This is a genomic window from Rhodoferax sp. (assembly GCF_028689295.1).
Lineage (GTDB): Bacteria > Pseudomonadota > Gammaproteobacteria > Burkholderiales > Burkholderiaceae_C > Rhodoferax.
The window spans coordinates 1-24,173 of record NZ_JAQTWL010000012.1; the positions used below are offsets into that span (position 1 = coordinate 1).

A 24,173-nucleotide genomic window follows, 5' to 3' on the forward strand; every position below is an offset into this window, starting at 1 on the left:
GTGGGTGCGCCGGGTCGAATATCTGGCAAGGTCTGGTTCTTTGAGCATGGTGTGCACGATCGGTTACGTGCACACGATCTTGCGAGATCTGAGCGCTCAATTCAAGATGGGTTTGCTGGGCGCTTACGTTTGATCTCCAAAACTGCTACGCCCTTCAATCCGTCACATGTTTCAAACTGGGCGTGAGCCCCAATCAGTTTGATCAGGATTGAAATGAAAACAGATCGTGAATTACTGGAGTTTCAAACAGGGCGTGAGCCCCAATCAGTTTGATCGAAAGAACGCTGGTGGGGGTGACCCTTGGGTATGGGGTTTCAAACAGGGCGTGAGCCCCAATCAGTTTGATCGTGGTTCCGGATGGGGATTCATGGGCGTTACCGGGTTTCAAACAGGGCGTGAGCCCCAATCAGTTTGATCAGAGCCTCAAGCTCGATGATCCCAAGGTCACCTGGGTTTCAAACAGGGCGTGAGCCCCAATCAGTTTGATCTTCTGCTGTGGCAGATTTTGCAAACGCTTTCTTAACGGTTTCAAACAGGGCGTGAGCCCCAATCAGTTTGATCTAAGTACACACGATTGGGATTTAGCAAAGCTGAAGTTTCAAACAGGGCGTGAGCCCCAATCAGTTTGATCGAGTCGGCAGAAGGTAGCAATAGACAACGCTCGTTTCAAACAGGGCGTGAGCCCCAATCAGTTTGATCTCAAATGGCCGATCCCGTCAACGCAGCGGCACAACGTTTCAAACAGGGCGTGAGCCCCAATCAGTTTGATCGCTTGATTGGTGGATTCACTTCTGCCATCATCCTGATGTTTCAAACAGGGCGTGAGCCCCAATCAGTTTGATCTTTTTCTTGCAGGTGAGCCGGCAGTGGGTGTTTGTGTTTCAAACAGGGCGTGAGCCCCAATCAGTTTGATCAAAACCACGTACGCGAACGTGGCAAAGGAACTGATGTTTCAAACAGGGCGTGAGCCCCAATCAGTTTGATCTCGGCTATGGTCCTTGATCTACGGCTGTCAGCCGAGTTTCAAATAGGGCGTGAGCCCCAATCAGTTTGATCGCAGAGCTTGCCAGCATCAAGGGGCAGGAGCCTGTGTTTCAAACAGGGCGTGAGCCCCAATCAGTTTGATCTGCTAACTGGTTCTATATCAGTGTCACCTTTTGGGTTTCAAACAGGGCGTGAGCCCCAATCAGTTTGATCGTGGTCAACGGCCTGTACCGCGACATCGTGGACACGCGGTTTCAAACAGGGCGTGAGCCCCAATCAGTTTGATCTCGCATCGTGGGTGAGGACACCGAAGCCATCAAGTTTCAAACAGGGCGTGAGCCCCAATCAGTTTGATCGCAGCAGATCAAAAACATCAACCTCGCTGTAGGCGTTTCAAACAGGGCGTGAGCCCCAATCAGTTTGATCCTCATCCCCTCGGGTCAATCGAAAGCGGCTTTGTGCGTTTCAAACAGGGCGTGAGCCCCAATCAGTTTGATCCTCATCAACATTCCTGAATTCGTGGCGAAGCTCCTTGGTTTCAAACAGGGCGTGAGCCCCAATCAGTTTGATCAGGAAAAGCCAATGAAGAAACGCTTCGAAAAAGAGAGTTTCAAACAGGGCGTGAGCCCCAATCAGTTTGATCAACGCACTCTCTCGACAATATCAATCCTGCATACATTGAGGTTTCAAACAGGGCGTGAGCCCCAATCAGTTTGATCAGCAGACGACCACCGAGTTTCAACAAGTCTGTCAAGTTTCAAACAGGGCGTGAGCCCCAATCAGTTTGATCGATGCCGCCGCTGTACCCGTGCTCACCGTATCAGGTTTCAAACAGGGCGTGAGCCCCAATCAGTTTGATCAAAAAACCTATTGCGACTGGATCAAGCGGTTTATTTTGTTTCAAACAGGGCGTGAGCCCCAATCAGTTTGATCCTCTGCGCTCAAAAGCATTATCAAGGCCAGCAGTGTGTTTCAAACAGGGCGTGAGCCCCAATCAGTTTGATCTCCCGTTGGCCACGGCGCTGGCGTTTTTTGAGAGGTTTCAAACAGGGCGTGAGCCCCAATCAGTTTGATCAAAGGGCGTGAAGGACTGGGTCCTCACGTATAACTCTGTTTCAAACAGGGCGTGAGCCCCAATCAGTTTGATCTTCGCTAAAAACATCGGCTACCACACCAGGCTCTTTGGTTTCAAACAGGGCGTGAGCCCCAATCAGTTTGATCACGGAATTAAAGTGCTTGAGATGCTTGTGAAATATAGTTTCAAACAGGGCGTGAGCCCCAATCAGTTTGATCTGAGCCATGGCGCCCGATCACCCCCCCGGCGATTGCGTTTCAAACAGGGCGTGAGCCCCAATCAGTTTGATCCCACAACTGCTTTTCCGGCAGTTGTACCAGCCTTTTGTTTCAAACAGGGCGTGAGCCCCAATCAGTTTGATCCCGAAAAGCACAGTTTTCTGCTTTGGCAGATTTGTTTCAAACAGGGCGTGAGCCCCAATCAGTTTGATCTTCGGTCGCCCTTTCTTTTTTGGAGACATCATGGCGTTTCAAACAGGGCGTGAGCCCCAATCAGTTTGATCGCTGGATTCAGGCGCGGGGCTGGAGACTTGCAAGCAATGGTTTCAAACAGGGCGTGAGCCCCAATCAGTTTGATCTCAAGCCGCCTGTGCTGCCTAATTTGCGGCAGGTTGGGGTTTCAAACAGGGCGTGAGCCCCAATCAGTTTGATCCAGCGATGTGGTTGTACTGCGCGAACGGATACTGTGTTTCAAACAGGGCGTGAGCCCCAATCAGTTTGATCAAAGGAGAAGTCTTCACTCTTTCTCCTGGCACCCAGGTTTCAAACAGGGCGTGAGCCCCAATCAGTTTGATCTCAAACGATCGATGACCCTCAACACGCCAGCTATCGGTTTCAAACAGGGCGTGAGCCCCAATCAGTTTGATCGCAGGAAAAGCATCCAGGCTTACGTCAATGCTTTGTTTCAAACAGGGCGTGAGCCCCAATCAGTTTGATCGCCCAACTGTTGGGCTTCTGCTTGAACGACCAAAAAGTTTCAAACAGGGCGTGAGCCCCAATCAGTTTGATCAGAAATACTTTTCCACCAAGGAACACGCCATGACCAGTTTCAAACAGGGCGTGAGCCCCAATCAGTTTGATCTCATGGATGATTTCGAGCGATTTCTCCAGCTTGCGATGTGGTTTCAAACAGGGCGTGAGCCCCAATCAGTTTGATCTTCTTTATGCACATGATCCAGAACACGAGCTTCTCCGGTTTCAAACAGGGCGTGAGCCCCAATCAGTTTGATCAAACTCAAGATCACATCCAATGACGTTGAAGGTATGTTTCAAACAGGGCGTGAGCCCCAATCAGTTTGATCAAAAACTCATTGGCGAACGCCCGTTTTACACGATTGGTTTCAAACAGGGCGTGAGCCCCAATCAGTTTGATCGATCGGGATCCGAAGCGATACCCACCGACACTGCTTCGTTTCAAACAGGGCGTGAGCCCCAATCAGTTTGATCGCCATGATGGATGTGTGCGGCAATGACGCGCCGGTTTTGTTTCAAACAGGGCGTGAGCCCCAATCAGTTTGATCACAAAGGAGAATTGATATGAGCTATGGATCAGATACGTTTCAAACAGGGCGTGAGCCCCAATCAGTTTGATCCTCATGGCACTCATTGGAAAGATACCAAGGGTAACTGTTTCAAACAGGGCGTGAGCCCCAATCAGTTTGATCAGCTCCCCCGCGAAGGGCGGCAGATCGTGGATTGCAGGGCGGTTTTCGGCGCGTGCGGAAAATAGCTGGAAGATCTGCAATTCCAGCACTAAGTTTGCCACATTTTTCAATGAAAACAATGCTCTGCGCAAGTTCACTGGTTCGCAGCCCCTTGTTGAGGGCAGTTTTTCATATCAGGTAGTAGTGGCGGCTGGCAAAAGGGCGCACCGGGCCATCGTGTCGTATTTGCTGGCTGTCACGCGCGCAAAGCCGCAGGTACTGCACGGCGTCTTCATCGGTACGTATGCACCGCAGAACCCTGGCTTGAAGTTCTTCCAGTTCTGCTGCGTCAAGCTCGCATTCAAACACGCTCTTTTGCATGCGCTGACCAAACCCCTCCAACACCCGTGCGACGCGTTGCAGACGACCCGGGTGAGCAATGTCGTAGATCACAAGGTATCGGTAACAAGACATGCCAGCAATTTACACCAACCAGTAGGCTGGTGGGCTCAGACGCAGGGATCGCGCGCGCTGTGCTGCGGGCGTGGAGGGCGCCTCCCCCGGTATGTCACCCTTACCTTGCCATGTACTTTTTTCCCGGCAGGCTGTGCATTGTGGATAGTAGCTTAGCGCATCGTGCTCAGGTTCGGTGTGCCCGCTCAGTGCCTCGCACAGTTTGTCGTCTTGCCAGGCCTGCGGGCCACACTCAAACACACTGTTTTGAAGTCTGGTGCCTACGCCCTCAAGATGCTTGGCAACCCGGCGCAGGCGCTTGGGGTCGGCCACGTCGTAAGCGATGATCCAGCGTTGCGGCATATCTCAGGGCGTTTGCGCAGTTGTGGTTACCGGACCTCGAAGCGGCAGTAAGCCGCCTGGCCGCGCAAGGCGCGCGTCCACAACAATACCTGGCCATCAATGACGCGCCGCCAGTCAATGAGTCCACCATCGGGGTGCTGAATGGGGCTGGCGAGTTGCGCCTCAAAAGCTTCAATCAGCGAGCGCCTGGCATCAAGCTGGATTTCGCAGCCTGCTTTGCTAACGGTAAATTGTCCCGGTTGCACTGTTCCGGCGTGGATGAGCTTGAGCACCAACCGGTCCACCAGCAGGGGGCGAAACTCTTCCATCAAGTCAGACGCCAGCGCCGCGTGGCCGGGGCGCAAGGCATGGTAGGCACCCCAATGTGGGTTGAGCCCGCGCGCGCGCAACAGGGCATACACGTTCCAGTGCAGCAGGGTGTAGCCATAAGAGAGCAAGGCGTTGACGGGGTCCAGCGGCGGTTGCCGGTTGCGGCCTTCAAAGCACCAACCCTCGGGCAGCAATTGGGCCCACGCCCCAAAGTATTCCCTAGCCCCGGCACCTTCAATGCCGTTGAGGGTTTCCGGGGTGTCAGCGCCTTTGGTGTGGGATGCCAGGTCGCGCAGCATGAATTCGCTGCCATGGGTGTCGGCTTGCCGATGGCGGCTACCACGTTGCAGCGCCAGGCGGCTGTTTTCAAGCTTGCCGCGCACGATGGCGCGTGCAGTTTCCAGGCGCCACGCGACGTCGGCGTGGCGTTGCACCTGGAGCATTTGCAGTTCAACGGCGCGCAGGTCCATCGCATCGGCCACTCCGCAAAAGCGCCCTTGCGCGGTCAGGTAAGCCACGGGGATGGCGTGCTCGAAGCAAAACTGCAATGCGGGCGTGGTGATCTGGTTGTGTCCATAGATCAGCACGAGGTCCAGCAGGTGGGCCGGAATCTGGCTCAGGGTGGCGCCGTCTTTGGTGACGCACAGTTGCTCGCCGTCCTTGCGCAACTGGCAGCCTTGCTGGAGCAGGTACAGGGTGCGAAAGCTGTAGGCAGGTGGTTCGGGCGCCGCGGCGCTCGCATCGGGCTCGTTGCTGGTGGATAGTTGTGGCTCGGATTCTTGAAGGAGCGGCGGCTGCGGCGTCGTCTGAGGTAGGGCGTGTGCGTCCGTGATGTCGTTGTTGAAAAACTGCTTGCCAAGAAACCGGAAGCCGTGGCTGAAATGGGCAATGCGGGTTTTGTCGCTGTTGAGCCCGAGCTTGAGGTCTTGCAGTACGGTGCCGGTGAGTTCCAGGGCATCTTCGGCCCGCGCCTTTTCCCGACACAAAATGATGAAGTCGTCGGCGTAGCGCACCAGATGCAGGTTTTGCCCCAGAATCGCTTCGTCCAACTCATCAAGGTACAGGTTGGCCAGCAGTGGCGACAGCGGCGAGCCTTGCGCGATGCCCTGGGTGGGCACCGTGCGAAGGCCACCTTCGTCAATCGGCGCGTTCAGCCATTGGCCGATCAGGGTCTGCAAACGGATGTCGGGCACATGGCGCGCCACCAGTTGCCGCAAGCGCTGGTGGTCGATGGTGTCGAAGTAAGCACTGATGTCGGCATCCACCACCCAGCGAAAACCGGCATCGCGCAGTTCGGCGATGCGCGCCACTGCTTTTTGCACGCTGCGCTGGGGTCGGTAGGCGTAGCTGACCGACTCAAATTCCAGCTCAAAAATGGGGCTGAGAACCAGCGCCACAGCAGTTTGCAGCACGCGGTCTTTTACCGTGGGTATGGCCAGAGCGCGCGGCGTTTTACCTTCGCGTGGCATCCAGGCGCGCTTGACGGGCTGCGGCTGGTAGTCGCCGCGCAGCACTTCTTTTTGTAGCGCCTTCAGCCGGGTCGGCGCACTGAGCGCGAAGTCTTGCAGACTGACGCCATCAATGCCGGGTGCACCGTCGTTGGCCAGGTTCTTTTGCCATGCCTGCAGCAGGTTGCTGGTGGAGAGGACGCGGCGCAGGAGCGAGGCTGGCATAAGGGTTTCCCGCGCGGGCGCCGCTGTAGTGCCGAGCAGCTCAGGCGCTGCAGCCAGCCGAGTTCTATGGGCAGTGCGCTCATCTCGTCAAGACTCAAGACCCGCCCTTCCGGCAGGCGTTGCAGAAAACGCAGCACCAGAGCGGCATCGCCCGGCTGCAACATCACGCTGCGCCGCGCGACAGGCACCGGCATTTGCAAGCGGTGTTCCAGCAACTGCGCGGCGGCCGGGTGACCAATGGCGCTTTCAAACCCCGGGGCCAAACGTTCGCGCGCCTGCGCGTCGGTAAGTGGCCCGGTGAAGTCCCACCGGCCGTAGGCGGTGAGGATAGGGGCGTTGAGGAGGTAGAGCATTTGCTTCTACCCAACGCTATGGCTTTCGTTCACAAGCGAATAGGTAATGAGCCCATAGGGTGGAACAGTCTGGATGTATTGAAAATCAGCATCCGAAGTCAGCGTGACCATGGCGCCAGCGATGCTGGTGGTTTTTTGCCCGCCGGTTACGTCGATCACGACATCAGACTCCACGTAATGTTCAGCCTTGGCCAACTCGATGGCTTGCGTGTAGGCGTGTTGCAGCCCCTTGAAATCTTCGAAATCGACCGCTTCAACCTCCCGAATAAGGAACGGTTTGGTCCCAGCGGGTCGGGCCCAGTCGGTACTGTTTTGATAGTGTTCCATCCATTGAATGAATTGCTTCGTCTTTTGCGCCGAACCTCCGGCCCCGCTTGACGGCACCATGATCAGCAACTCCAGATCTTTTGCATGGTGATCGACTGCCCGTAGCGCTTGCTGCCAGTTGTGACGCTTCATGTCGGCCTTTGCTGCGGCAGGCGTGGGAATGGGCATGAGGTTGTCGGCCGCGTTTTCATACAGCACGATGGATTTTCCGCCTCCCAAATCGAATCCTTTGACCTGCTCAGGCGGCGTTGAAAGCGTGACAACCAGCACCTTGCGTGGAACGCCACCTGTCGTTTGTTTGAGAACCCTCGGCGGTTCACCCCAGGCTGATCGGGTGGTGTAGAGCCAGAACGCGGCAGCGCACATAGAAATGAACAACGCGACTGCAATGAGTGCCTTCATTGCAAGTGGCGCTGGCGTCGCGCTGAACCAGTCGAAGAACGGGGGCACTCCTTTAATGGCGTCTGCAGTCCAGGTGCCGAGCAGAACAAACAAAATTGCCGGTGGCAGTGTGCGCAGGGCGCGCGAAGTTGATGGCGACATGGTTGCTACTGTCCTGGAAAGAGGTGGGCCTTGAGACCAGGTCCGCAGTCACCTTTGGTTGTGCCAAGGCTATTGCGCAGGTAATCCAATGCCGCTGGGTACAGAGTGCTCGGTGGGGCCTGCAGTGCCTCTAGGGCCTTCACCAAGGTGTTTTGACTACCCTTATTTCGGCCGATAGAGCCAAAGCTCTTGCATGTCGCTTTGAAATCCCTCAACGGATCTGCCATCGCGACCAGATCGGGCGATGTCGGTGGCGCCTTCAAAATGGCATTGAACTTAAGCCGTCCGTAGCCAACCGCAGTCTTGGCGCCAATCCCGATAGTCTCCAGCGCATTGCGCATTGCGCCTCTTGTCGCCTCCGCTTCCGGATCACCCGTGTTCAGAGCTTTGCCGTCGCGCCGCGCAATTGAAAACATGAACCTCGTCTTTTCGGCCACGGTCAAGAATGGCGTCGGCGTCGGGCTGTGCCAATCGGCAGGTGGAATGTGTCCGGGATCGCGGTAGTAAGGACCGTAGTGCGGGGTGATGACATCGGCCTCCAGTCTGGGCACTTCGACGGGCAATGCGTCAAAGAAAATTAGCTCGCCGACACCTTTGGAACTTGTGCCGACGTGCAGTTTTTCAAACCAACAGCGAAATGTTTCATCGCCCACCCAGTCACGCAGCCACGCATTGAGCATGCCCTTGATGCTGCTACCGGGGATGTAGGGCAGGCCCAGCGTGGGGTGCCACAGGAACCCGTTTTCAACCGGGTGGTCTTGGCCCATGCCCACGACCAAACGGCTGGTGGTTTCAAAGTAAAGTGACAGGCCATTGCGGCTGGCACAAAGCGCCCATTGACGTGACAGATGTTCTGCCAGGAGTGGCAGTGGCGCTTGCTTGGCATAGTCGGTGCCGATAACTGTCTTGATCCATTTGAGTTTTGGACCTTCCTTGTCTTGAGCCGGTGCGCCAGGTATCTTCTTTGCGGCGAGACTCCATTTGAGTGGCTCGTCGCCAACCCATTGGTTGCAATACTTTTCGTACCACAGTCCAGCGTGACCGCGGCGTTCGGTCAACGCCGCAAGTGCGTCGTAAACAGGGCGCTTCATTCGTCGGCCCCAGCCGCGTTTCCTTCGGGCTTTTTGAGTTTGGCAACGGCAAATTTCTTCAACCACTCCAGGTAGGCCATGGCTTCTATTTGGGCGCGCAGGTATTTGTCCTGGTTGCCAGCGGTCAGTTTGACCATGAAGTTCTCTGGCGTGGCATCGGATCCGAAAATAAGGCGCTTGCAGAGCCACCCCGTGACGTGAGAATAGAGAAGGCCGTAGGGCTTGTCCAAGTCCCCCTCTGCTTTTGCCAGCGCAAAGGCCAGCGATTGGCCGAGCCCCAGGCTGCGGATGTTGGCGGGCAGGGCTTTGACGTATGCCAGATAGTTGCCGTAACTCGCGGGAGCGCCGGGGGCATTGACAATGTTTGCGATCTGTTCAAGCGCATCTCTGGCGCGTTGCTGGGCTAGTAGTTCTGTGGCCATTTACGCCCCCTGTTGCTGCGCGGTGCAGTTGTGAGAAAACCAACCCAGCCCGGTGGTTTCGCCGGCGCCAATTTGGAGGTGTGGCCGGCCTGTCAACTCCTTGCGTGCGGCCTTCATCGCTTCACGTTGATCTTCCGGTTTCAAAGTCGGGCGCGGAAGTATCAGCCCGTACATCACGGTGTCAGGCGCCAGGGTTTCTTCGTACCATAGGTTGGTTGAAGTCTTGTTTTCGTCGAGAACGTTGTGCGCATTCACTGGCAAGGCGAATTCGGCGAACCAGGCGAAGTCGGCATCACTCAAGACCACCAGCTGCATAGGGATGCGTGCTTTGGCGTTGGGGTGCGCAATAAGGGACTGCAGGGCCGCGACGAGCCCAGTGAGCTGCTGCGGGTTCGCTGGGGCTGCCTTGTCAAATTGCCGCTCTTCAAGCTGAAGCTGAGGCGGCGATTCCGGGTTGGCACTGTGATATTGCCCGCTCGCTACAGCGGGGATCGTGAATGCTGCAGCCGCCGGCTTCCCTGCCCGTTGCGCATCGCGCTGCAATCGCTCCAGCAGAAGCGGACAGGTGACCCAGGCGTAACTGCCAGCCAGACTGCGCACTGGCAGCAGCAGCAGACGTATGTCAGAAAAGATGAGTTGCCCGGCGTTCGCCTCACTACCGGTGTAAACGGAGCCCTCGCCAAACCAGTCCTTGAGTGCCCCCTTGAACGCCGAGCCGGCAATAACCGGGTAGTGTGTGGCGGCCTCGCGCGCCACGGGCAGGTCAATGGCGCCGCCGCCGGTTTCCGCGCCGTAGTGAATGGGTGTCTCGGCAATCAAGCCCAGCAAGATGGGAGCAGTCATATCAGTTCGTCCTTTGGAATCGTTGAATCGGGTTTGCCTTACAGCGCCCAGGCACCGACCATCACGTGGCCGTAACCCTGCCCACTGGCAGCGCCTATGCAGCTGTTGTGAAGATTCATGACGGCGGCCTGGTCGGCTGCGTCGGCTTCCAGCCACCAGACGCTGCCGGCCGCTCGGGCGCTGCGCACGCGTTCGGGCATCCTCATTTGCGTGTCGAAGCCGCCAATGCGCAGCGGCCGTCCCAGGGCGCAGCACACGATGCGCCCTGGAACGCCCTCTTGCACCGATTTGCCTGGGCCCGTGCCCCAAGCGGCGCCCAGGCCGGCGGTGATGAGGCTGAGCGTGTAGCGCAGCTTGCCGTCAGCATCGGGGGCAAGCTGCGCGGGCTTCGGCAGTGCAACGGGTGCCGACATTCGCTCTACCCAGACGGCGCGGCCTTCACCGCCCAAGGGCAGATGGGGCGCAGCCCCCCACGGCTTTGCAGCGGGCGTCTTAGGCAGATTGACAAGCAAATCAGTATGGGGGCCCAGCCGTATGTGCGCCGCGCTATAGAGCCGCCCTTCGATGGCGGCGCGATTCACAAGGTCTCGCTCCAGGCCCGTATGGCGTTCCGTGGACCACAAGGTCTTGGTGGCCACATGGCCCGCACGCGCGGGTGCCTGGCCGTCGAGCCAACTTTGATAGGCACTCACCGTCAGCCATGTGTCTTCGAGGGCTTTGACGCCATCAGCTGCCTCGGGTGCCTCAGGCAGATGCACGCTTTCGCCGAGATCGGTCTGGAATTTCTCCCGACTCGGGCGCAACAAATGGACCGCGCCATTGGCGTCGCCCAGCAACGCCAACGGCGCGGGCAAAAGAAGATCGTGGTCGTGGTTGCCCAGCCACGGCCCGCGGCTGATGTGGTGCCCTGGACGGGCGCGCAGGCCGTCTTCATGATCGAAGGCCGGGTCGTGGGCCAATCCGGCACCATTGAGCAATGCGCTGTTGAGCGCCGCGAACACGGTGCCGGGATGTGGCGGGAACACGCTGCTCAGGTAGGCACCGCCGCCCGCCTCGGCGTCGAAGCGCTCAGGCCCCCTGAAGAACAGGGTGTCAAGTGCGGTAAGTCTTAGCCACTGTGTCATCGCTGTACTCCCTTGGTGGCAAGAAAGCGCACCAGCAATCCACCGTCTTCCGCCAGGAGCGTCGGCGGTGCGGGGGTGGTGGCTCGGTTGTCGCGGCTGATGGCGAACAGTTGGCTGGCCAGAGCCAGCGCCGTCGCCCGCGAGTCGTCGTTGACTTCTCCAAGGTCGCGATTGGATAACAGGTCGGCGGCCCAGAGCTGTTCCACCTCCTGTTGCGGAATGCCCAACTCGCGCTGCCCTTGCAGGTCTCTGGGTGCCAGGTCGCCCCATCGCTCGCGTATGCGGTAAAGGAAGCCGCTGGACAAGGGGACATCGCGCTTCGCGGCGTCTTGCCCGGTGCGGAACTTTCCCGCCAAGTCCAGCACAGTGGCCAGGGGCGCGAGCTGATCCACCGCAGCGTCCCAGCACGCAACCCACTGCAAGTGCTGCCCGCCGGGTTTATGGACCGTCACGGCCACACTGTTGCGCCCGTTCTCGGTCTTGGCGATGTCGTCCAGCAAACGGCTCGATTCGGCCATGACGAACGACAAAGGCAAGTGATAGTGCGCGAAGACAATGCCCGCGCTGATGGTCCCGTCCAATTGCTGCCTGTGCATCGCCTCCTGGTAGGCGTGCCGCAGCGCCTGCGCGCAGCCAATGGCATCGTCTAGTGGCAGCAAGGCCAGCACGTCGTCACCACCGGCATAGAGCGCGGCGCCGTGGTGCTCCGTATCGACGATGCGCTGCACCTTGCCAGCAAAGTCGCTCAAGGCACGGGAAACGGCACCCGCCTCGCGGCCAATAAGCTTGCCGACATTGTCGCCGTCCATGCGCAGCACGGCATAGAACGGCGAGGGCTTGCCGTCGGGATCGATCTTCGCCAGTTGCTTCTGCAGCGGCAGCACACTATTGGGCGCAAGCAGCCCTTCCTTGGCCGCAGCCTGTAAACCGTCCTCATAAAACAGCTGCCCATCCAGGGTACAAAAATACGGGCGTGCCTCAATGCCTTCGATCTGATTGAGCGTTTCGCTGAACAGACCTTCCTGTGTCTTGGCTGCGCTCGGGTGGACGCGGGCGGCGTTGAGCGCATCCACATACGCATCGCAGCGGGCGCGGCGCGCTGGGTCCGCCTCTGCGTAAACCTTCTTGATCCACGGCAGTGCTGCCATGTAGGCCGTGGAGGGCCAGTTGCCCGCGCTCTGGGTAATGCGGTCTGGCACCCAGCCCAACACCTCCTTGATGTCATCCGGGTGGAGCTTGGGCCAGAGCCGCTTGACAAAGGCGACGGCGCAGAGCCGTTCGTCGTCGCGCAAATTCAGACGGCCCGGTCCGGGGTTGCGTGGCCCTTGACCATGGTGAACGCCGGGCACGTGGTCGCGGACCGCCGCCCAGAAATCGTCTTGCTTCTTGCGCAACTCTTGGCTACGGCTGCGAATGTGGCCCGACAACTCCACAGAGCCGGGCATGAGGCTGCAGGCATCGCCCGGCTCCTGCTGGTCGGGCTGGATATGCTGGCGCCAGTTTTTGCGCCGATCCAGCCAACGTGCATCACCGCCATCCGCAGGCGCTACACCCTTGACCCATTGAACATCCCAGAAGTTGGCGACCTGCTGGTCCCATAGGCTTTCAGTCAAGGTCTTGTTTTGCGCGTTGGGATTCTTCTGCTTCTTGCTTGGCACGAAGATCAGATTCTTGTCTTTGAGGGCCGTAAGTGGAAGAAACCGCTGGCGCACCAGGGTTGCCAACTCGCCCCACTTCGTATGCACCGCATCCGAACATTTACTCGGATCGAAGTCCGCTGCAACTTCTGCTTTGAACCGGTTGGGCAGCGTGCCGATGAAGGGCGCCTTGTCGGCGTTGCCCAGTATGGCGCGCAGCAGATCGTCGGTGATGGCGTCACCGTCAAGCACCGACGGAAACAGGATGCGCCCGCCGCTCTTATGGACCTGGGCCATGGCCACGCCCGAAAGCCAGGACAGTAGAAAGGAGGATGACCACAGGTCACGCGTGCGCCGCGACTGCCCGATGAAGGTTTGGACCGGGGAGATGGTGAAGTGGAGGATGTGCGTCATGGTTTACCTAGATGTCCGTGCCAATGGTGTCAAGCCATGTATCGATCCATGCATAGCCATTGGCAGGGGGTGTCGGAAGCGACTTGGCCGTGCCTAAACTGGCCGCAACGCCATAACCGTATGGCAAGAAATCTGACTTGAATAGGATGGCAACAACGCCATACGTCCCGCTGGCATTGTCACGATAGACGTGCAACAGCAAGGGACTGGCACGCCGATCTAGCTCCTTCAAATCCGTTCTGTCCGACAGCGCCTTGGGTTTGTGGTCAAGCGAGCCCTTTCCGTAACCACGAGGCAAGCCAAGGTAGGCCCAGCTAACGTCGTCGGGTGACGACAAGGCAACTCTATTCTGCAGGCGAGAACCGCCTGCAGCCGGTATCTCGGTAAGCAGGGACTTGAACGCTTTTGCGATCGCGTTCAGGGCGCCTATGCCTGTCTGAAACTGCTGTGGTGGCTTGTTGACGAGCACCACGCGACAAAACCGTCTATCCCGGACAAACGCCGAATACACAGGCGCGGCTACAGTGGCGGCGGCTGTCGGGATATCTCGCAAGACACTTGCGAACACCGCTTCATAATCAGCGGATGCTGTTGGCAAGGCCTGATCTCTGTCGTCAATTCGAAGCATTTGCAGCGTGACGCTGCCAAAACCGCGACGACTGCGGTAGCCAAGTCCACCAAACATGCCAAATAGCTTCAGTACATTGACGTATTCCTGCTGACTGGCACATGCGGCTGGCTTGAGAGTGAGTTCAATGGTGAATGTTGGGCCAGAGTCAGCGGCTTTGCCAAACCTGTTTGCACCCGTTTCAGTCAGCCCATAGCCCAGGTACCGTGTGTTGCCGTTCGCAACCAGCTCGGTGGCGGATTTGAGTTGAAGAGCATCGACATGGTTTGCAACCACCCGCAACAGGAATGGACTCTGGCCTTTTGTGCTACCGAACAATTCGCTCTCGCGCGCGGCCAGTGTCTGGCAGTTTCCCGACGCGGCGTCAACCAGCTGGTAATTCATCGCCCGCCACCAAAACCGAAGCGCCGCCTTGATTTCACTCACCCGCAACTCAGGTTTTGTTTCGTCCGCTCCCGACGAAAATAAGGGCGTGTTCAAAGAAAACTTGGCAGTGATGCGGTGGTGCATTCAGTATGTCCTTCGGCAAGTTGCTACAACCAGTGCAGTTTGCTTGACCGGACTTGCAACGATCAGCTTGACCAGATAATTATTCTATACCTGCGTATCCACGGCATTTTTCAATAGGTCGCCAGTGGCGCACGGTTGGGCAGCATGATGCCACCCGAGCCGACATGAATGCGTTGCATGTCTGCGGTAAAGTGTGCCACCAACACGGCTTCGGCAGCACTGGCAATACTGGTCATATTGTGGTGCTCGGAAAGCTAGCAATAGTTAAAGCCGAAGGACACGGCGAGCTGTGCGGTTCACAAGTAAATGGCGAGTGCGGCTGCCGCCGTGCTGCCTTCGCGCAAGGGAAACCGATCCAGCATGAATAAAGAAACTTTTCAGTATGTTCATGTGGTTTTCGATTACAGCAATTCGGGTGATTGCACCGAGACGATCAGGGTTTGCAGCAGGTCATCACGCTGTCGGCTTCGCAGCCACCAGACGGCCCCTTTTTTGACCGGGCATTCGGTGTCATTGAGTCCGATCAATTGGGCAATGGTTTGCCCCAGGGTGGGTTGGTGGCCGACGACCAGCACACAGCCCCTGGCATCCGGCCACTGCACCAATTCCAGCAATTGGGCCACCGTGCCTTCAGGGCCGAGTTCTTCTTTGATTTTGAACTTTCGGCCCAAGGCGCTGACGGTCTGCTCGGTGCGGCGCGCCGGGCTGACAAAAATACGGGTGTTGTCGGGCAATTGTCGGTCGAGCCAGCCTGCCATGCGCGCGGCCTGCTTTTCGCCGCGCGCGGTCAGGCGCCGGGCCATGTCGTCACAGCCTTGCGTCCATTCCTGCGCCTCGGCGTGGCGCCACAAAATCAGGTCCATGATGCCAATATAGTCATGAAATATGACAGTGACAAGACAGGGCCGGGTGGCGTGGTGAGCCGCGTTGGCATGGGTTAGGTGCTGGCTCGCTGGTCGGCGTGCAGCGCTGCCGCGCGTCCGCGCTGCAGGTTCACCGGCACCAGCAGCAACAGGCCGAGCACAAACAGCACCGAGGTGCTCAGGATGGCGGTGCGCTGGTCGCCACCGGTGGCCCAGGTGATGAGACCGTAGCTCAAGGGGCCGACGATGCTGGCGAGGCGGATGGCAAAGGTCCACAGGCCATAAAACTCGGCCACCTGGCGCTGCGGCGCAAACAGGCCGGCCATGGCGCGCCCGGCCGACTGGCTGCTGCCCATGCACAGGCCGGCAATCACCGCGGCGTACCAGAAGTCGCCCTTGCTGCCAGCCAGCGCGGCGATGACGCAGGTGGCAATCCAGCCCAGCAGGGTGATGGCCAGCGCAATCTTGTGACCGATGCGGTCTTGCAGGTAGCCCCAGGCAAAAGCGCCGGCTGCTGCGGCAATGTTCAGCACAAAGATCAGCACCATGGTTTCTTGCTGCTTGAAGCCGATCACTTGCTCGGCATAGATGGCCGCCAGCGCAATGGCCACTGCCACGCCGGCCTGGTAACACACCGCGCAGGCCAGCAGCCACATGAAGTCCTTGAACTGCCTTGCCTGTTGAAAGGTGCGGTGCAACTGCTGCATGGCGGCCTTGAAGCCGCCTTGCCCCAGCGCTGCCGGGTTGGGCTGCGCCCGCTCCTTGAGCAGGGCAAAGGTGACCAGCGCGGCCGAGCCGTACAGCGCTGCCGTGATCAGCATCGTGACCGGCACAAACTGCGACGCGCTTTGGCCCTGGCCTTGCGCCCACATCACATAAGCCAGGCACAGGCCGAGCGCCAGCATGCCGCCGAAGTAGCCAAAGCTCCAGCCCCAGCCGCTGACCTTGCCCAGCGATTCCGCGCGCGCCAGTTCGGGCAGAAACGCCGCCGTCATCGATTCACCCCAGGCGTAAAAAGTGTTGGACACCACGATCAAGACGACGGCCAGCGCCACGCTGCCGGGGCCGACCAGCGCCAGCGCCGCCGTGGCCAGCACACAGCCCGCCGTGAACAGGGTCAGCAGGCGTTTCTTGGCCGCGCGCAGGTCGGCATAGGCACCCAGGCTTGGCATGGTGAGCATGACGACGGCGTTGGACAAGCTCAGTGCTGCGGTCCAGGCCAATGTGGCCCAGGGCGCGCCCTGCGCCACACCACCGACAAAATAGGCGGCAAAGACGGCTGTGATGACCACCGTGGTGTAGCCCGAATTGGCGAAGTCGTACATGGCCCAGCCAAAGACTTCACGCTTGCGCACGCCGGGTTGCAGCGCGGCCTGCGAAAAAAGAGTCATGAAATCGCCACCAGCCAGGCCTTCAATTCGGCAAACACCTTGGCTCTGACCGCCGCTTGCGACAGCACCAGGTCGTGCATGCCGTCCTCAATCGCGACCCGCTTGACCTGACGTCCCAGCCCGGGCGCCAGGCGCTGCATATCGGCCACATCCAGTACCACGTCGGTGCTCATGGCGTTAGGCGTCCACTCTTTGAGCCAGCTGCTGCGCCGGGCGTGCATCACCAGCACCGGGCAATGGATCGACAGCCCGCGGGCGACCTCTGCATGGGCGCGGTGAATGGCGCGAAACCAGCCGGCGTAAACGGGGAAACCAGCAATGGGTTTCCACAGCGTGTCGTAGCGCCATTCGCCATGATGATCGGCGTGCAGGCTCTTGCCGTAAACCGTGGTTGTCACCGGGATGACCAGGGTCGGCCACCACGCTCCCAGGGCCGCCAGCACTGGCTCCAGAAAGCGTTCCTGCCAGGGCGGCAGATTCATGTCGAGAAACGGGCTGTTCAGGAACAGCGCATTCACCGCTGCGCGCTGCGCGCCACGGTGCGCGTAAAGGGCGGTCACCAGTCCCCCGGTGGAATGGCCGTTGAGCAGCAGCCAGTCAACGGCTTCGCTGGTTTTGAGGACATGAATGGCCGCATCGACATCCTCCAGGTAGTCGTCGATGCTGCGGGTGAAGTTGGGCAACTGCCGTGCGCGCATGGCCCGGCCGTGGCGGCGCAGATCAATCGCATAAAAATGCAGCCCAGCCTGGTTGTAGAAGTCCGCCAGATGGGTCTGGAAAAAGTAATCCACAAAGCCGTGCACATACAGAACGGCTCTTGCACTTTTGCAATTGCAGCGCCGGCGCACCAGCACGGCATCCGCGGGGCCATCAAAAGCCGCGCGGCCGGTCAGCTTGGTTTGCTCAAAGCCAGGCAGCACATCGGGCGTCCAGCTTGTCTGTTGCATAGGTGTCCCAGTAAAAATGCCAAGACGGGCATGTTAACAAGGGGCTGCCCAAGCGGAGCAGGGACATGACGGGCTAGGGCGATGCTTTACTGAGTGGACAAGACGCGCGGTGAGGTTTCACCAAATCTTCTTTTTTTGGTCACGGGCTTGTCACACCCGCACACTAGATTCAAGTTCTCTTCAACGTAACGGAGCTTTTTCATGACCCGACCCAATTCCGCCATTTCCCTGAATTCTGAAAACGCCTTGTCTGTGCTCGGCACTGCCGCAAGCCAGGCCTGCCTGCCGCGCCGCCACGTGCTCAAGGGCGCGCTGGGCGGCTTCGCGGCCATGGGCCTGACCACCTTTGGCCTGAGCGCCTGTGGTGGTAGCGACGACGAAGCTGTCGTCAGCCCCGCCACGCTGACTTCGGTTGAGTTCCTGGGCATGGCGGCCCCGACCACTGCAGCCCTGCGCGCCGACATTTACACCAGCGCCAGCGTCAAGCTGGGCTACTCCGATGCCACCAGCAAAACCCAGGCACTCGCCTACAACACCATTTTCAAGACCGGTGACACCCTCAAGAACGGCAGCGCCAGTGTGATTGCCGGTGCCTACTACGACATCGATGGCAACCCGATCATCGACCACTCGGGCGCAACGCCTGAACCGTTTTATTCCGACTGCCCGGACGGTAATGAGCTGATCGCCCTGGCCAACCCGACCGTGCCGGGTGTCACTGGCAATACCCTGTTCCTGGTGACGCAGTACGAGTACAAAAGCAGCGACAACGCCGGTGCCGATATGTACGGGAAACTGCCATCGCAAATTTCCGTGACCACGCTGGACCAGGACAAGACCAGCGGTGCCCTCAAGGCGGTCAAGCACTTCACCGTGGACACCAAACCGGTTGATGGACTCTGGATTACCTGCGCCTCCAGCCTGTCGCCCTGGAACACCTTTTTGTCCAGCGAAGAATACGAACCCGATGCCGTCAATATTGCCGGCAACACCATGTTTCAGGCCTTCAGCCAGAACCTGTTCGGCGACGCGACCAAGGCCAACCCTTACCATTACGCGCATGTGCCGGAAGTGACTGTCAAGCCCGACGGCAGCGCGACCATCGTCAAGCATTACTGCCTGGGCCGTGTGGCCCGCGAACTGGTTGAAGTGTGCCCCGACAACAAGACCGTGCTGATGGGCGACGATGGCGCCAACACCGGTTTGTTCATGTTCATTGCCGACAAAGAGAAAGACCTGAGCGCCGGCACCCTGTATGTGGCCAAGTGGACGCAAACCGCAGCCACAGCCGGTGGCGCCGCCACGCTGGGCTGGCTCAAGATGGGTCATGCCAGCAGCGCCGAAGTGAAAGGCCTGGCCGACAGCTTGACGGCCAGCGACATCGTGACCGTGGTCACCACCGACCCGGCGGATGCCAGCTTCACAAAAATTGCCTTCAACGGCACGACCGAATGGGTCAAGTTTGCCGCAGGCAAGGAAGTTGCTGCTGCTTTCCTGGAAACCCATCGCTACGCCGCATTTCTGGGAGCCACGCTGGAGTTCAGCAAGATGGAAGGTGTGGCGCTGAACCGCAAGGACAAGCTGGCCTACGTGGCCATGTCCCGCATCGAAAAGAGCATGAGCGACACCGCAGGCGACATTCAGGTCGGGAAAATCAGCGCTGGCGCTACCTACGAGCTGAAGCTGTCCACGGCGCAAAAGGACAGCAATGGTGCCACCATTGGCAGCGACTGGGTGCCTTCCATGATGGCCGCCATCCCGGCCTTGGTCGGGCAAGATCAGGCTGCTGATGCCTTCGGCAACACTGGCAACGTGGACAAAATCGCCAATGCGGACAACCTCAAGTTTTCGGAAAAAATGCGCACGCTGTTCATTGGCGAAGACTCTGGCCAGCACGTCAACAACTTTGTCTGGGCCTACAACGTGGACACCAAAAAGCTGTCGCGCATCCTGTCGGTGCCCGCAGGCGGTGAAGCGACCGGCCTGGAAGCGGTGGACAACCTGAACGGCTTTGCCTACATTCTGGGCAACTTTCAGCACCCGGGCGATTGGGGCTCGATTCACTCGGTCATTCAAGCTGAAGTTGACCCGCTGATCAATGCCAAATGGAATAACAAGAAGAGCGCGGCGATCGGTTACATCAGCGGTTTGCCAGCGCTTTAAGCTGCATCTAATGATTCGGCCCGATTCAGTGTGAACCGTTTGCCCTGAGCTTGTCGAAGGGCTTCGACAGGCTCAGCCCGAACGGAACTTAAAACATCAGCGGGCCGCATCAATAGGGAACTGTCGGCCGGATGAGCAGGTTGGTGGCTTCGAACGGCAGGGCATCCTGTACTTTGGTGTGGCGGCGCTGAATCGAAGGTTGCCATCATCTTGCGAATTATCAAGTGCTGATTTATCCAGACAGGGAAACTGCATCCTCGCATTGATGGATTTCAACTGACCAATGGAGGTAAATCATGAAGCAGTCATCCGTGTTTTTGTCGGCAGTTTGGCTCATCGCCGTGAGCAGTGCAAGTTTTGCGCAGACGAATTTTGATTTCGGAAAAAACGAGTACGCTGCCAGTTGCGCCAGTTGCCATGGCGTCAGCGCCAAAGGCGACGGTGCGGTGAGGTCGTTCTTGACCAAAACGCCTTCGGACCTGACCACCCTGGCCAAACGTCATGGGGGTGTGTTCCCGGTCCAATACGCATGGGAGGTGATCGACGGCAGGTCTTCGGCTGCGATCGGGGCGCATGGCGCGCGTGAGATGCCGGTGTGGGGCTACATTTACCGCGCCGAGGACACCCAGCCCGCTGACCTGCATGCGCGCAACCGCATTGGCTCACTGCTCGACTACCTGGCGCGCATCCAGGTGAAATAGCGTGGTTTTGCGCTCTCGCCATGTTTCAAGATCGCGATGAAGCGGCCCATCGCCTGGCCGACCAGCTCAAGGCCTACCGGGGCAAGCATCCGCTGATCCTGGCCATTCCGCGCGGCGGTGTGCCGATGGCCAAAATCATTGCCGACCAGCTCGCTGGTGAACTCGATGTGGTGCTGGTGCGCAAGTTGCGCGCGCCGCAGCAGCCAGAGTTGGCCATTGGCTCGGTCGATGAGAGCGGCTGGACTTATCTGGCCGATGACGCCAGGGCCTATGGCGGCAGCGCCGACTACATCGAGGCAGAGAAGCGTGACCAGATGGCGACCATTCGCCAGCGCCGCGCCCAGTACACGCCGATCAGGCCACCTATCAGCCCGGCTGGCCGCATCGTGATCGTGATCGACGACGGGCTGGCCACTGGCGCCACCATGATCTCGGCGCTTCATGGTCTGCGCACCATGAAACCCGCCAAATTGATTTGTGCCGTGCCTGTTGCGCCGCCCGATACGCTGGTCAAAGTGGTTGATCTGGCTGATGAAGTGGTGTGCCTTGAGGCGCCCGACTTTTTTCAGGCCGTGGGCCAGTTCTACCGCGACTTTCCGCAGGTGGACGATGATGAAGTGATCAATATCTTGCGGCAAGCCTGAATGCCGCTGTCAGTCTTTAGACGTATGGCCGGTCTTGATGGGCGCAAGCGCCGTGACGGCGGCCAAAAACTGGCTGTCCGGCATGGTCACCAGCGCCTTGATGCCGACGCGGACCAGCTCATTTTTCTTGACGGATTTCCCCAGCGCGCCAGCGCGCAGCTTCAGGGCGTCGAGCATCAGGTATTCCAGCTTGGGAATGGTAAAGCTGTCGCGCACCAATTTGATTTTTTTGGGTTTGAGCAGCTTGCTGGAAGCTGGTTTGTCTGCCGGCGCCAAGGTTGTTTTGACAGCCTTGACGGTCGACTTGACCACAGGCATTGGCATCGGTTTCCTGCTGTTTGCAGAAACTCGTTTGACCGGGGCCTTGGCAGCGCCGGACGTGGCCTTGTTGGCGGCTGCAAGGCTTGCTGTGGGTTTCGTGGCCATGCTTGTGTCAGGATGCGCGACAGAATCATTCGGCTGGGTGGTTGACATGCTCATGTTCCTCGATTCAAACAATCAATAAATTTCAGGCACCAGGATTTCATTCGGAACGGGCAGGCGCACATAGTCGTCATTGCGTTCGCGCGGTGGCAGCATGATCGGCGGATGTACAACTTCGTGGTAGTCGAACTGGCTCAACAAATGGTGGATGCAATTGAGCCGGGCTTTTTTCTTGTCGTCGGCCTGCACCACCCACCAGGGCGATTCCGGGGTGTGGGTGCGCTCGAACATGACTTCCTTGGCCTTGGTGTATTCCTCCCAGCGGCGGCGCGATTCCATGTCCATCGGGCTGAGTTTCCATTGCTTGAGGGGGTCATGAATTCGCCCCAAAAACCTGATTTGCTGTTCTTCATCAGAAATTGAAAACCAGTACTTGACCAGTTTGATGCCGGAGCGCAGCAGCATTTTTTCGAACTCGGGCACAGAACGAAAAAATTCTTCGTATTGCTCGTCCGAGCAAAATCCCATGACCCGCTCCACTCCCGCCCGGTTGTACCAACTGCGGTCGAACAAGACCATTTCACCGGCGCCGGGCAGGTGCGCCACATAGCGCTGAAAGTACCACTGGGTTTGCTCGCGGGCGTTCGGAGCCGGCAAAGCCGCGACACGGCAAACCCGCGGATTCAGACGCTGCGTGATGCGCTTGATGGTGCCGCCCTTGCCAGCGGCATCACGCCCCTCGAACAGGATCACAATTTTTTGGCCGGTCTTGACGACCCAGTCCTGCAACTTGACCAATTCGGCCTGGAGCCGGAACAGTTCGCGGAAGTACAGTTTTCTGCTGTTTCTGTACTCCTCGGACTCAATGTCCACTGCACGCCCGGCGGCGGCATCGAGATTGTGGTCTTCTAGCTCCAGTTCGAATTCTTCGTCATTGCTGTCGGCCAGATCGCGGCGGATGCGTTGAATGAGTTTTTTCTCATTGAAATCCAAGTCCAGCTCCCGGGATGGTTTTTTGTAATTGCTCGACACAGTTTTGCTTGTCTATCTTGAATCTTGCACAGGCGAATCCTGCGGAATTTTGCCCAAGGCCTGCACCATTGTGCTGGAATCGAGCAGGCGCAGTTTGCTGGCGTAATGCCGATCGAGCCGCCACTCGTTCAGGATTTCCAAGGCCAACTCGAAACGCTTGTCGTCGAGCGCGTAAAGCCCTGCCACGGAAATGCTGGACTCGCTCTCGAGCGCGAGCACCAGTGCGGCAATGATTTGCGCGGCGGGATCGCCCGGGTTGGCCTCAATCAGTTTGCGGGCTTTTTTGATGGCAAGCATGTGTTTTTCCATTCATTTCGTGTTTGACCTAGGATAGCTGATAGTTGCCGTAATTTTGATGACACTTCAGTGACACTGGCATGAATGGGGACTTGTTGCCAAGCCTTTCAAATAAGGTCTGGATTGTCACAGTTCTGACATATAGGTGTCGTAAATTACACCTCGTCGAACCGGATATGGTTCAACAACTGATCGATTCAACGAAAGGATTCCTCATGAAAAATAGTCTCATCAAATCAATTTTGGCTACCTCCGCGCTCGGATTCCTGAGTGCTATTCCTCTGGCTGCCACAGCGCAGGTGGTTAAGGTGGACGGCTCCAGCACGGTGTTCCCGATCACCGAAGGAGTTGCAGAAGATTTCCAGAAAGCCAACAAGGGCTACAAAGTTACGGTCGGTGTGTCCGGCACCGGCGGTGGTTTCAAGAAGTTTTGCCGTGACGAAATTGACGTGGCTGACGCGTCTCGCCCGATCACGCTGAAGGAAATGGAAATTTGCAAGGCGGCTGGTATCGAGTACTTTGAATTGCCGGTCGCATTTGATGCCCTGACCGTCGTGATCAACCCCAAGAACACCTGGCTCAAGGAAGCCACGGTGGCTGAACTCAAAGCCGTCTGGGAGCCCGCATCTCAAGGCAAAGTTCTGCGTTGGAATCAGGTCAACCCGGCCTGGCCAGACCAACCCATGAAGCTGTTTGGTGCTGGCTCTGATTCCGGCACCTTTGAGTATTTCACCGAAGCCATTGTTGGCAAGGCCAAATCCAGCCGCGGCGACTTCACGGCGTCTGAGGACGACAACGTGCTGGTGCAAGGTGTGGCAGGAGACGTGAACGCCATGGGCTATTTTGGCTATGCCTACTATGCTGAAAACACCGCCAAGTTGAAGGCCTTGCCGATCATTGCTGCTCCTGGCAAGCCGGCTGTGGCACCGAGCGCCGCTGCGGTGGAAAATGGTTCTTACCAACCCCTGTCGCGTCCGATTTTCATTTACGTCAAGGCCAAGTCGCTTGCCAAGCCTGAAGTCAAAAAATTCATCGATTTCTACATGGAACATGGCGGCAAGATGGCTAACGAAGTCAAATATGTGGCGCTCCCTGCAGCGGTTTACAAGTCCAACCTGAAGCACATCGCAGACGGTAAGAAGGGCACTGTATTTGGCGGCAAGAATGAAATTGGCGTCAGCATCGAAGAACTGGTCAAGCGCGAAGCCAAAAATTAAGCAAAACTTTCAACGGTTTTGACGGGAGCGGTTCGTAGGTCTGACAGACCTCACGAGCCGCTTATTTTTGACACTAACCTGATGAGTCCAAACCTACAATGGCT

General features: G+C 58.2%; 23 protein-coding genes and 1 CRISPR repeat array. Of the genes, 5 read left to right on the forward strand and 18 right to left on the reverse strand.

The window, feature by feature from the left end; translation table 11 throughout:
- Nucleotides 1-168 precede the first annotated feature (168 nt).
- Nucleotides 169-3,722: direct repeats of the CRISPR family, unit length 36 nt; unit sequence GTTTCAAACAGGGCGTGAGCCCCAATCAGTTTGATC.
- Nucleotides 3,723-3,890: 168 nt separating this feature from the next.
- The 15 genes from cas2 (PHF15_RS11185) to PHF15_RS11255 form a co-directional block, all read right to left on the reverse strand.
- Nucleotides 3,891-4,175: a CRISPR-associated endonuclease Cas2 gene (cas2, locus tag PHF15_RS11185; RefSeq protein WP_300121191.1), complete on the reverse strand. Its 285-nt coding sequence runs from the start codon at nt 4,173-4,175 to the stop codon at nt 3,891-3,893.
- A gap of 9 nt (nt 4,176-4,184) precedes the next feature.
- The gene (gene cas2 / locus PHF15_RS11190) at nt 4,185-4,517 is read right to left on the reverse strand and encodes a CRISPR-associated endonuclease Cas2 (RefSeq protein WP_300121193.1); all 333 of its coding nucleotides are present in this window, start codon (nt 4,515-4,517) and stop codon (nt 4,185-4,187) included.
- A gap of 26 nt (nt 4,518-4,543) precedes the next feature.
- A complete protein-coding gene (gene cas1 / locus PHF15_RS11195; RefSeq protein ID WP_300121319.1) occupies nt 4,544-6,295 on the reverse strand; it encodes a CRISPR-associated endonuclease Cas1 in 1,752 nt (583 codons plus the stop codon).
- A gap of 62 nt (nt 6,296-6,357) precedes the next feature.
- The gene (locus tag PHF15_RS11200) at nt 6,358-6,852 is read right to left on the reverse strand and encodes a DUF1874 domain-containing protein (RefSeq protein WP_300121195.1); all 495 of its coding nucleotides are present in this window, start codon (nt 6,850-6,852) and stop codon (nt 6,358-6,360) included.
- Nucleotides 6,853-6,858: 6 nt separating this feature from the next.
- The gene (locus PHF15_RS11205) at nt 6,859-7,722 is read right to left on the reverse strand and encodes a hypothetical protein (protein WP_300121197.1); all 864 of its coding nucleotides are present in this window, start codon (nt 7,720-7,722) and stop codon (nt 6,859-6,861) included.
- 5 nt (nt 7,723-7,727) lie between these two features.
- Nucleotides 7,728-8,813, reverse strand: a complete 1,086-nt coding sequence (cmr6, locus tag PHF15_RS11210) for a type III-B CRISPR module RAMP protein Cmr6 (RefSeq protein ID WP_300121199.1) — start codon at nt 8,811-8,813, stop codon at nt 7,728-7,730.
- Complete coding sequence (gene cmr5 / locus PHF15_RS11215) at nt 8,810-9,235, reverse strand: type III-B CRISPR module-associated protein Cmr5 (protein ID WP_300121201.1); 426 nt, start codon at nt 9,233-9,235, stop codon at nt 8,810-8,812. The genes cmr6 and cmr5 overlap by 4 nt, the downstream gene beginning before the upstream one ends.
- Entirely contained in the window at nt 9,236-10,063 is an 828-nt protein-coding gene (gene cmr4 / locus PHF15_RS11220) for a type III-B CRISPR module RAMP protein Cmr4 (RefSeq protein ID WP_300121203.1), read from the reverse strand.
- A gap of 53 nt (nt 10,064-10,116) precedes the next feature.
- Nucleotides 10,117-11,202: a type III-B CRISPR module-associated Cmr3 family protein gene (locus tag PHF15_RS11225; RefSeq protein WP_300121205.1), complete on the reverse strand. Its 1,086-nt coding sequence runs from the start codon at nt 11,200-11,202 to the stop codon at nt 10,117-10,119.
- Nucleotides 11,199-13,253 (reverse strand): type III-B CRISPR-associated protein Cas10/Cmr2, encoded by a 2,055-nt coding sequence (cas10, locus tag PHF15_RS11230; RefSeq protein WP_300121207.1) that lies wholly within the window; start codon nt 13,251-13,253, stop codon nt 11,199-11,201. Before cas10 ends, PHF15_RS11225 begins: the two co-directional genes overlap by 4 nt.
- A 7-nt stretch (nt 13,254-13,260) precedes the next feature.
- Nucleotides 13,261-14,391 (reverse strand): type III-B CRISPR module RAMP protein Cmr1, encoded by a 1,131-nt coding sequence (gene cmr1, locus PHF15_RS11235; RefSeq protein ID WP_300121209.1) that lies wholly within the window; start codon nt 14,389-14,391, stop codon nt 13,261-13,263.
- A gap of 110 nt (nt 14,392-14,501) precedes the next feature.
- A complete protein-coding gene (locus tag PHF15_RS11240; protein WP_300121210.1) occupies nt 14,502-14,627 on the reverse strand; it encodes a hypothetical protein in 126 nt (41 codons plus the stop codon).
- Between the two features lie 165 nt (nt 14,628-14,792).
- On the reverse strand, nt 14,793-15,254 hold the full coding sequence (gene sixA / locus PHF15_RS11245) for a phosphohistidine phosphatase SixA (RefSeq protein WP_300121211.1): 462 nt from the start codon (nt 15,252-15,254) through the stop codon (nt 14,793-14,795).
- A 74-nt stretch (nt 15,255-15,328) separates the two neighbouring features.
- Nucleotides 15,329-16,645 (reverse strand): MFS transporter, encoded by a 1,317-nt coding sequence (locus PHF15_RS11250; RefSeq protein ID WP_300121212.1) that lies wholly within the window; start codon nt 16,643-16,645, stop codon nt 15,329-15,331.
- A complete protein-coding gene (locus tag PHF15_RS11255; protein ID WP_300121213.1) occupies nt 16,642-17,592 on the reverse strand; it encodes an alpha/beta hydrolase in 951 nt (316 codons plus the stop codon). Before PHF15_RS11255 ends, PHF15_RS11250 begins: the two co-directional genes overlap by 4 nt.
- 201 nt (nt 17,593-17,793) lie before the next feature.
- Here PHF15_RS11255 and PHF15_RS11260 point away from each other — a divergent pair, with 201 nt between their 5' ends.
- The 3 genes from PHF15_RS11260 to PHF15_RS11270 all read left to right on the forward strand — a co-directional run bounded on the left by PHF15_RS11260 (nt 17,794) and on the right by PHF15_RS11270 (nt 21,100).
- The gene (locus PHF15_RS11260) at nt 17,794-19,755 is read left to right on the forward strand and encodes an alkaline phosphatase PhoX (protein ID WP_300121214.1); all 1,962 of its coding nucleotides are present in this window, start codon (nt 17,794-17,796) and stop codon (nt 19,753-19,755) included.
- Between the two features lie 296 nt (nt 19,756-20,051).
- On the forward strand, nt 20,052-20,456 hold the full coding sequence (locus PHF15_RS11265) for a c-type cytochrome (protein ID WP_300121215.1): 405 nt from the start codon (nt 20,052-20,054) through the stop codon (nt 20,454-20,456).
- A 20-nt stretch (nt 20,457-20,476) separates the two neighbouring features.
- On the forward strand, nt 20,477-21,100 hold the full coding sequence (locus PHF15_RS11270; RefSeq protein ID WP_300121217.1) for a phosphoribosyltransferase family protein: 624 nt from the start codon (nt 20,477-20,479) through the stop codon (nt 21,098-21,100).
- A 9-nt stretch (nt 21,101-21,109) separates the two neighbouring features.
- On the opposite strand, the gene PHF15_RS11275 is transcribed toward PHF15_RS11270, so the two are convergent.
- Nucleotides 21,110-21,418 (reverse strand): hypothetical protein, encoded by a 309-nt coding sequence (locus PHF15_RS11275; RefSeq protein WP_300121219.1) that lies wholly within the window; start codon nt 21,416-21,418, stop codon nt 21,110-21,112.
- Here PHF15_RS11275 and PHF15_RS11280 point away from each other — a divergent pair.
- Entirely contained in the window at nt 21,405-21,605 is a 201-nt protein-coding gene (locus tag PHF15_RS11280; protein ID WP_300121221.1) for a hypothetical protein, read from the forward strand. The two genes, PHF15_RS11275 and PHF15_RS11280, sit on opposite strands and share 14 nt — an antisense overlap.
- Here PHF15_RS11280 and ppk2 read toward each other — a convergent pair.
- Nucleotides 21,599-22,516 carry a polyphosphate kinase 2 gene (ppk2, locus tag PHF15_RS11285; RefSeq protein ID WP_300121223.1) on the reverse strand — a complete coding sequence of 306 codons (918 nt, stop codon included), beginning with the start codon at nt 22,514-22,516 and terminating at the stop codon, nt 21,599-21,601. The genes PHF15_RS11280 and ppk2 overlap by 7 nt on opposite strands.
- Nucleotides 22,517-22,567: 51 nt before the next feature.
- Nucleotides 22,568-22,852 carry a hypothetical protein gene (locus PHF15_RS11290; RefSeq protein WP_300121225.1) on the reverse strand — a complete coding sequence of 95 codons (285 nt, stop codon included), beginning with the start codon at nt 22,850-22,852 and terminating at the stop codon, nt 22,568-22,570.
- 215 nt (nt 22,853-23,067) lie between these two features.
- Here PHF15_RS11290 and PHF15_RS11295 point away from each other — a divergent pair, with 215 nt between their 5' ends.
- Nucleotides 23,068-24,069 carry a PstS family phosphate ABC transporter substrate-binding protein gene (locus PHF15_RS11295; protein ID WP_300121226.1) on the forward strand — a complete coding sequence of 334 codons (1,002 nt, stop codon included), beginning with the start codon at nt 23,068-23,070 and terminating at the stop codon, nt 24,067-24,069.
- Nucleotides 24,070-24,173: the final 104 nt, after the last annotated feature.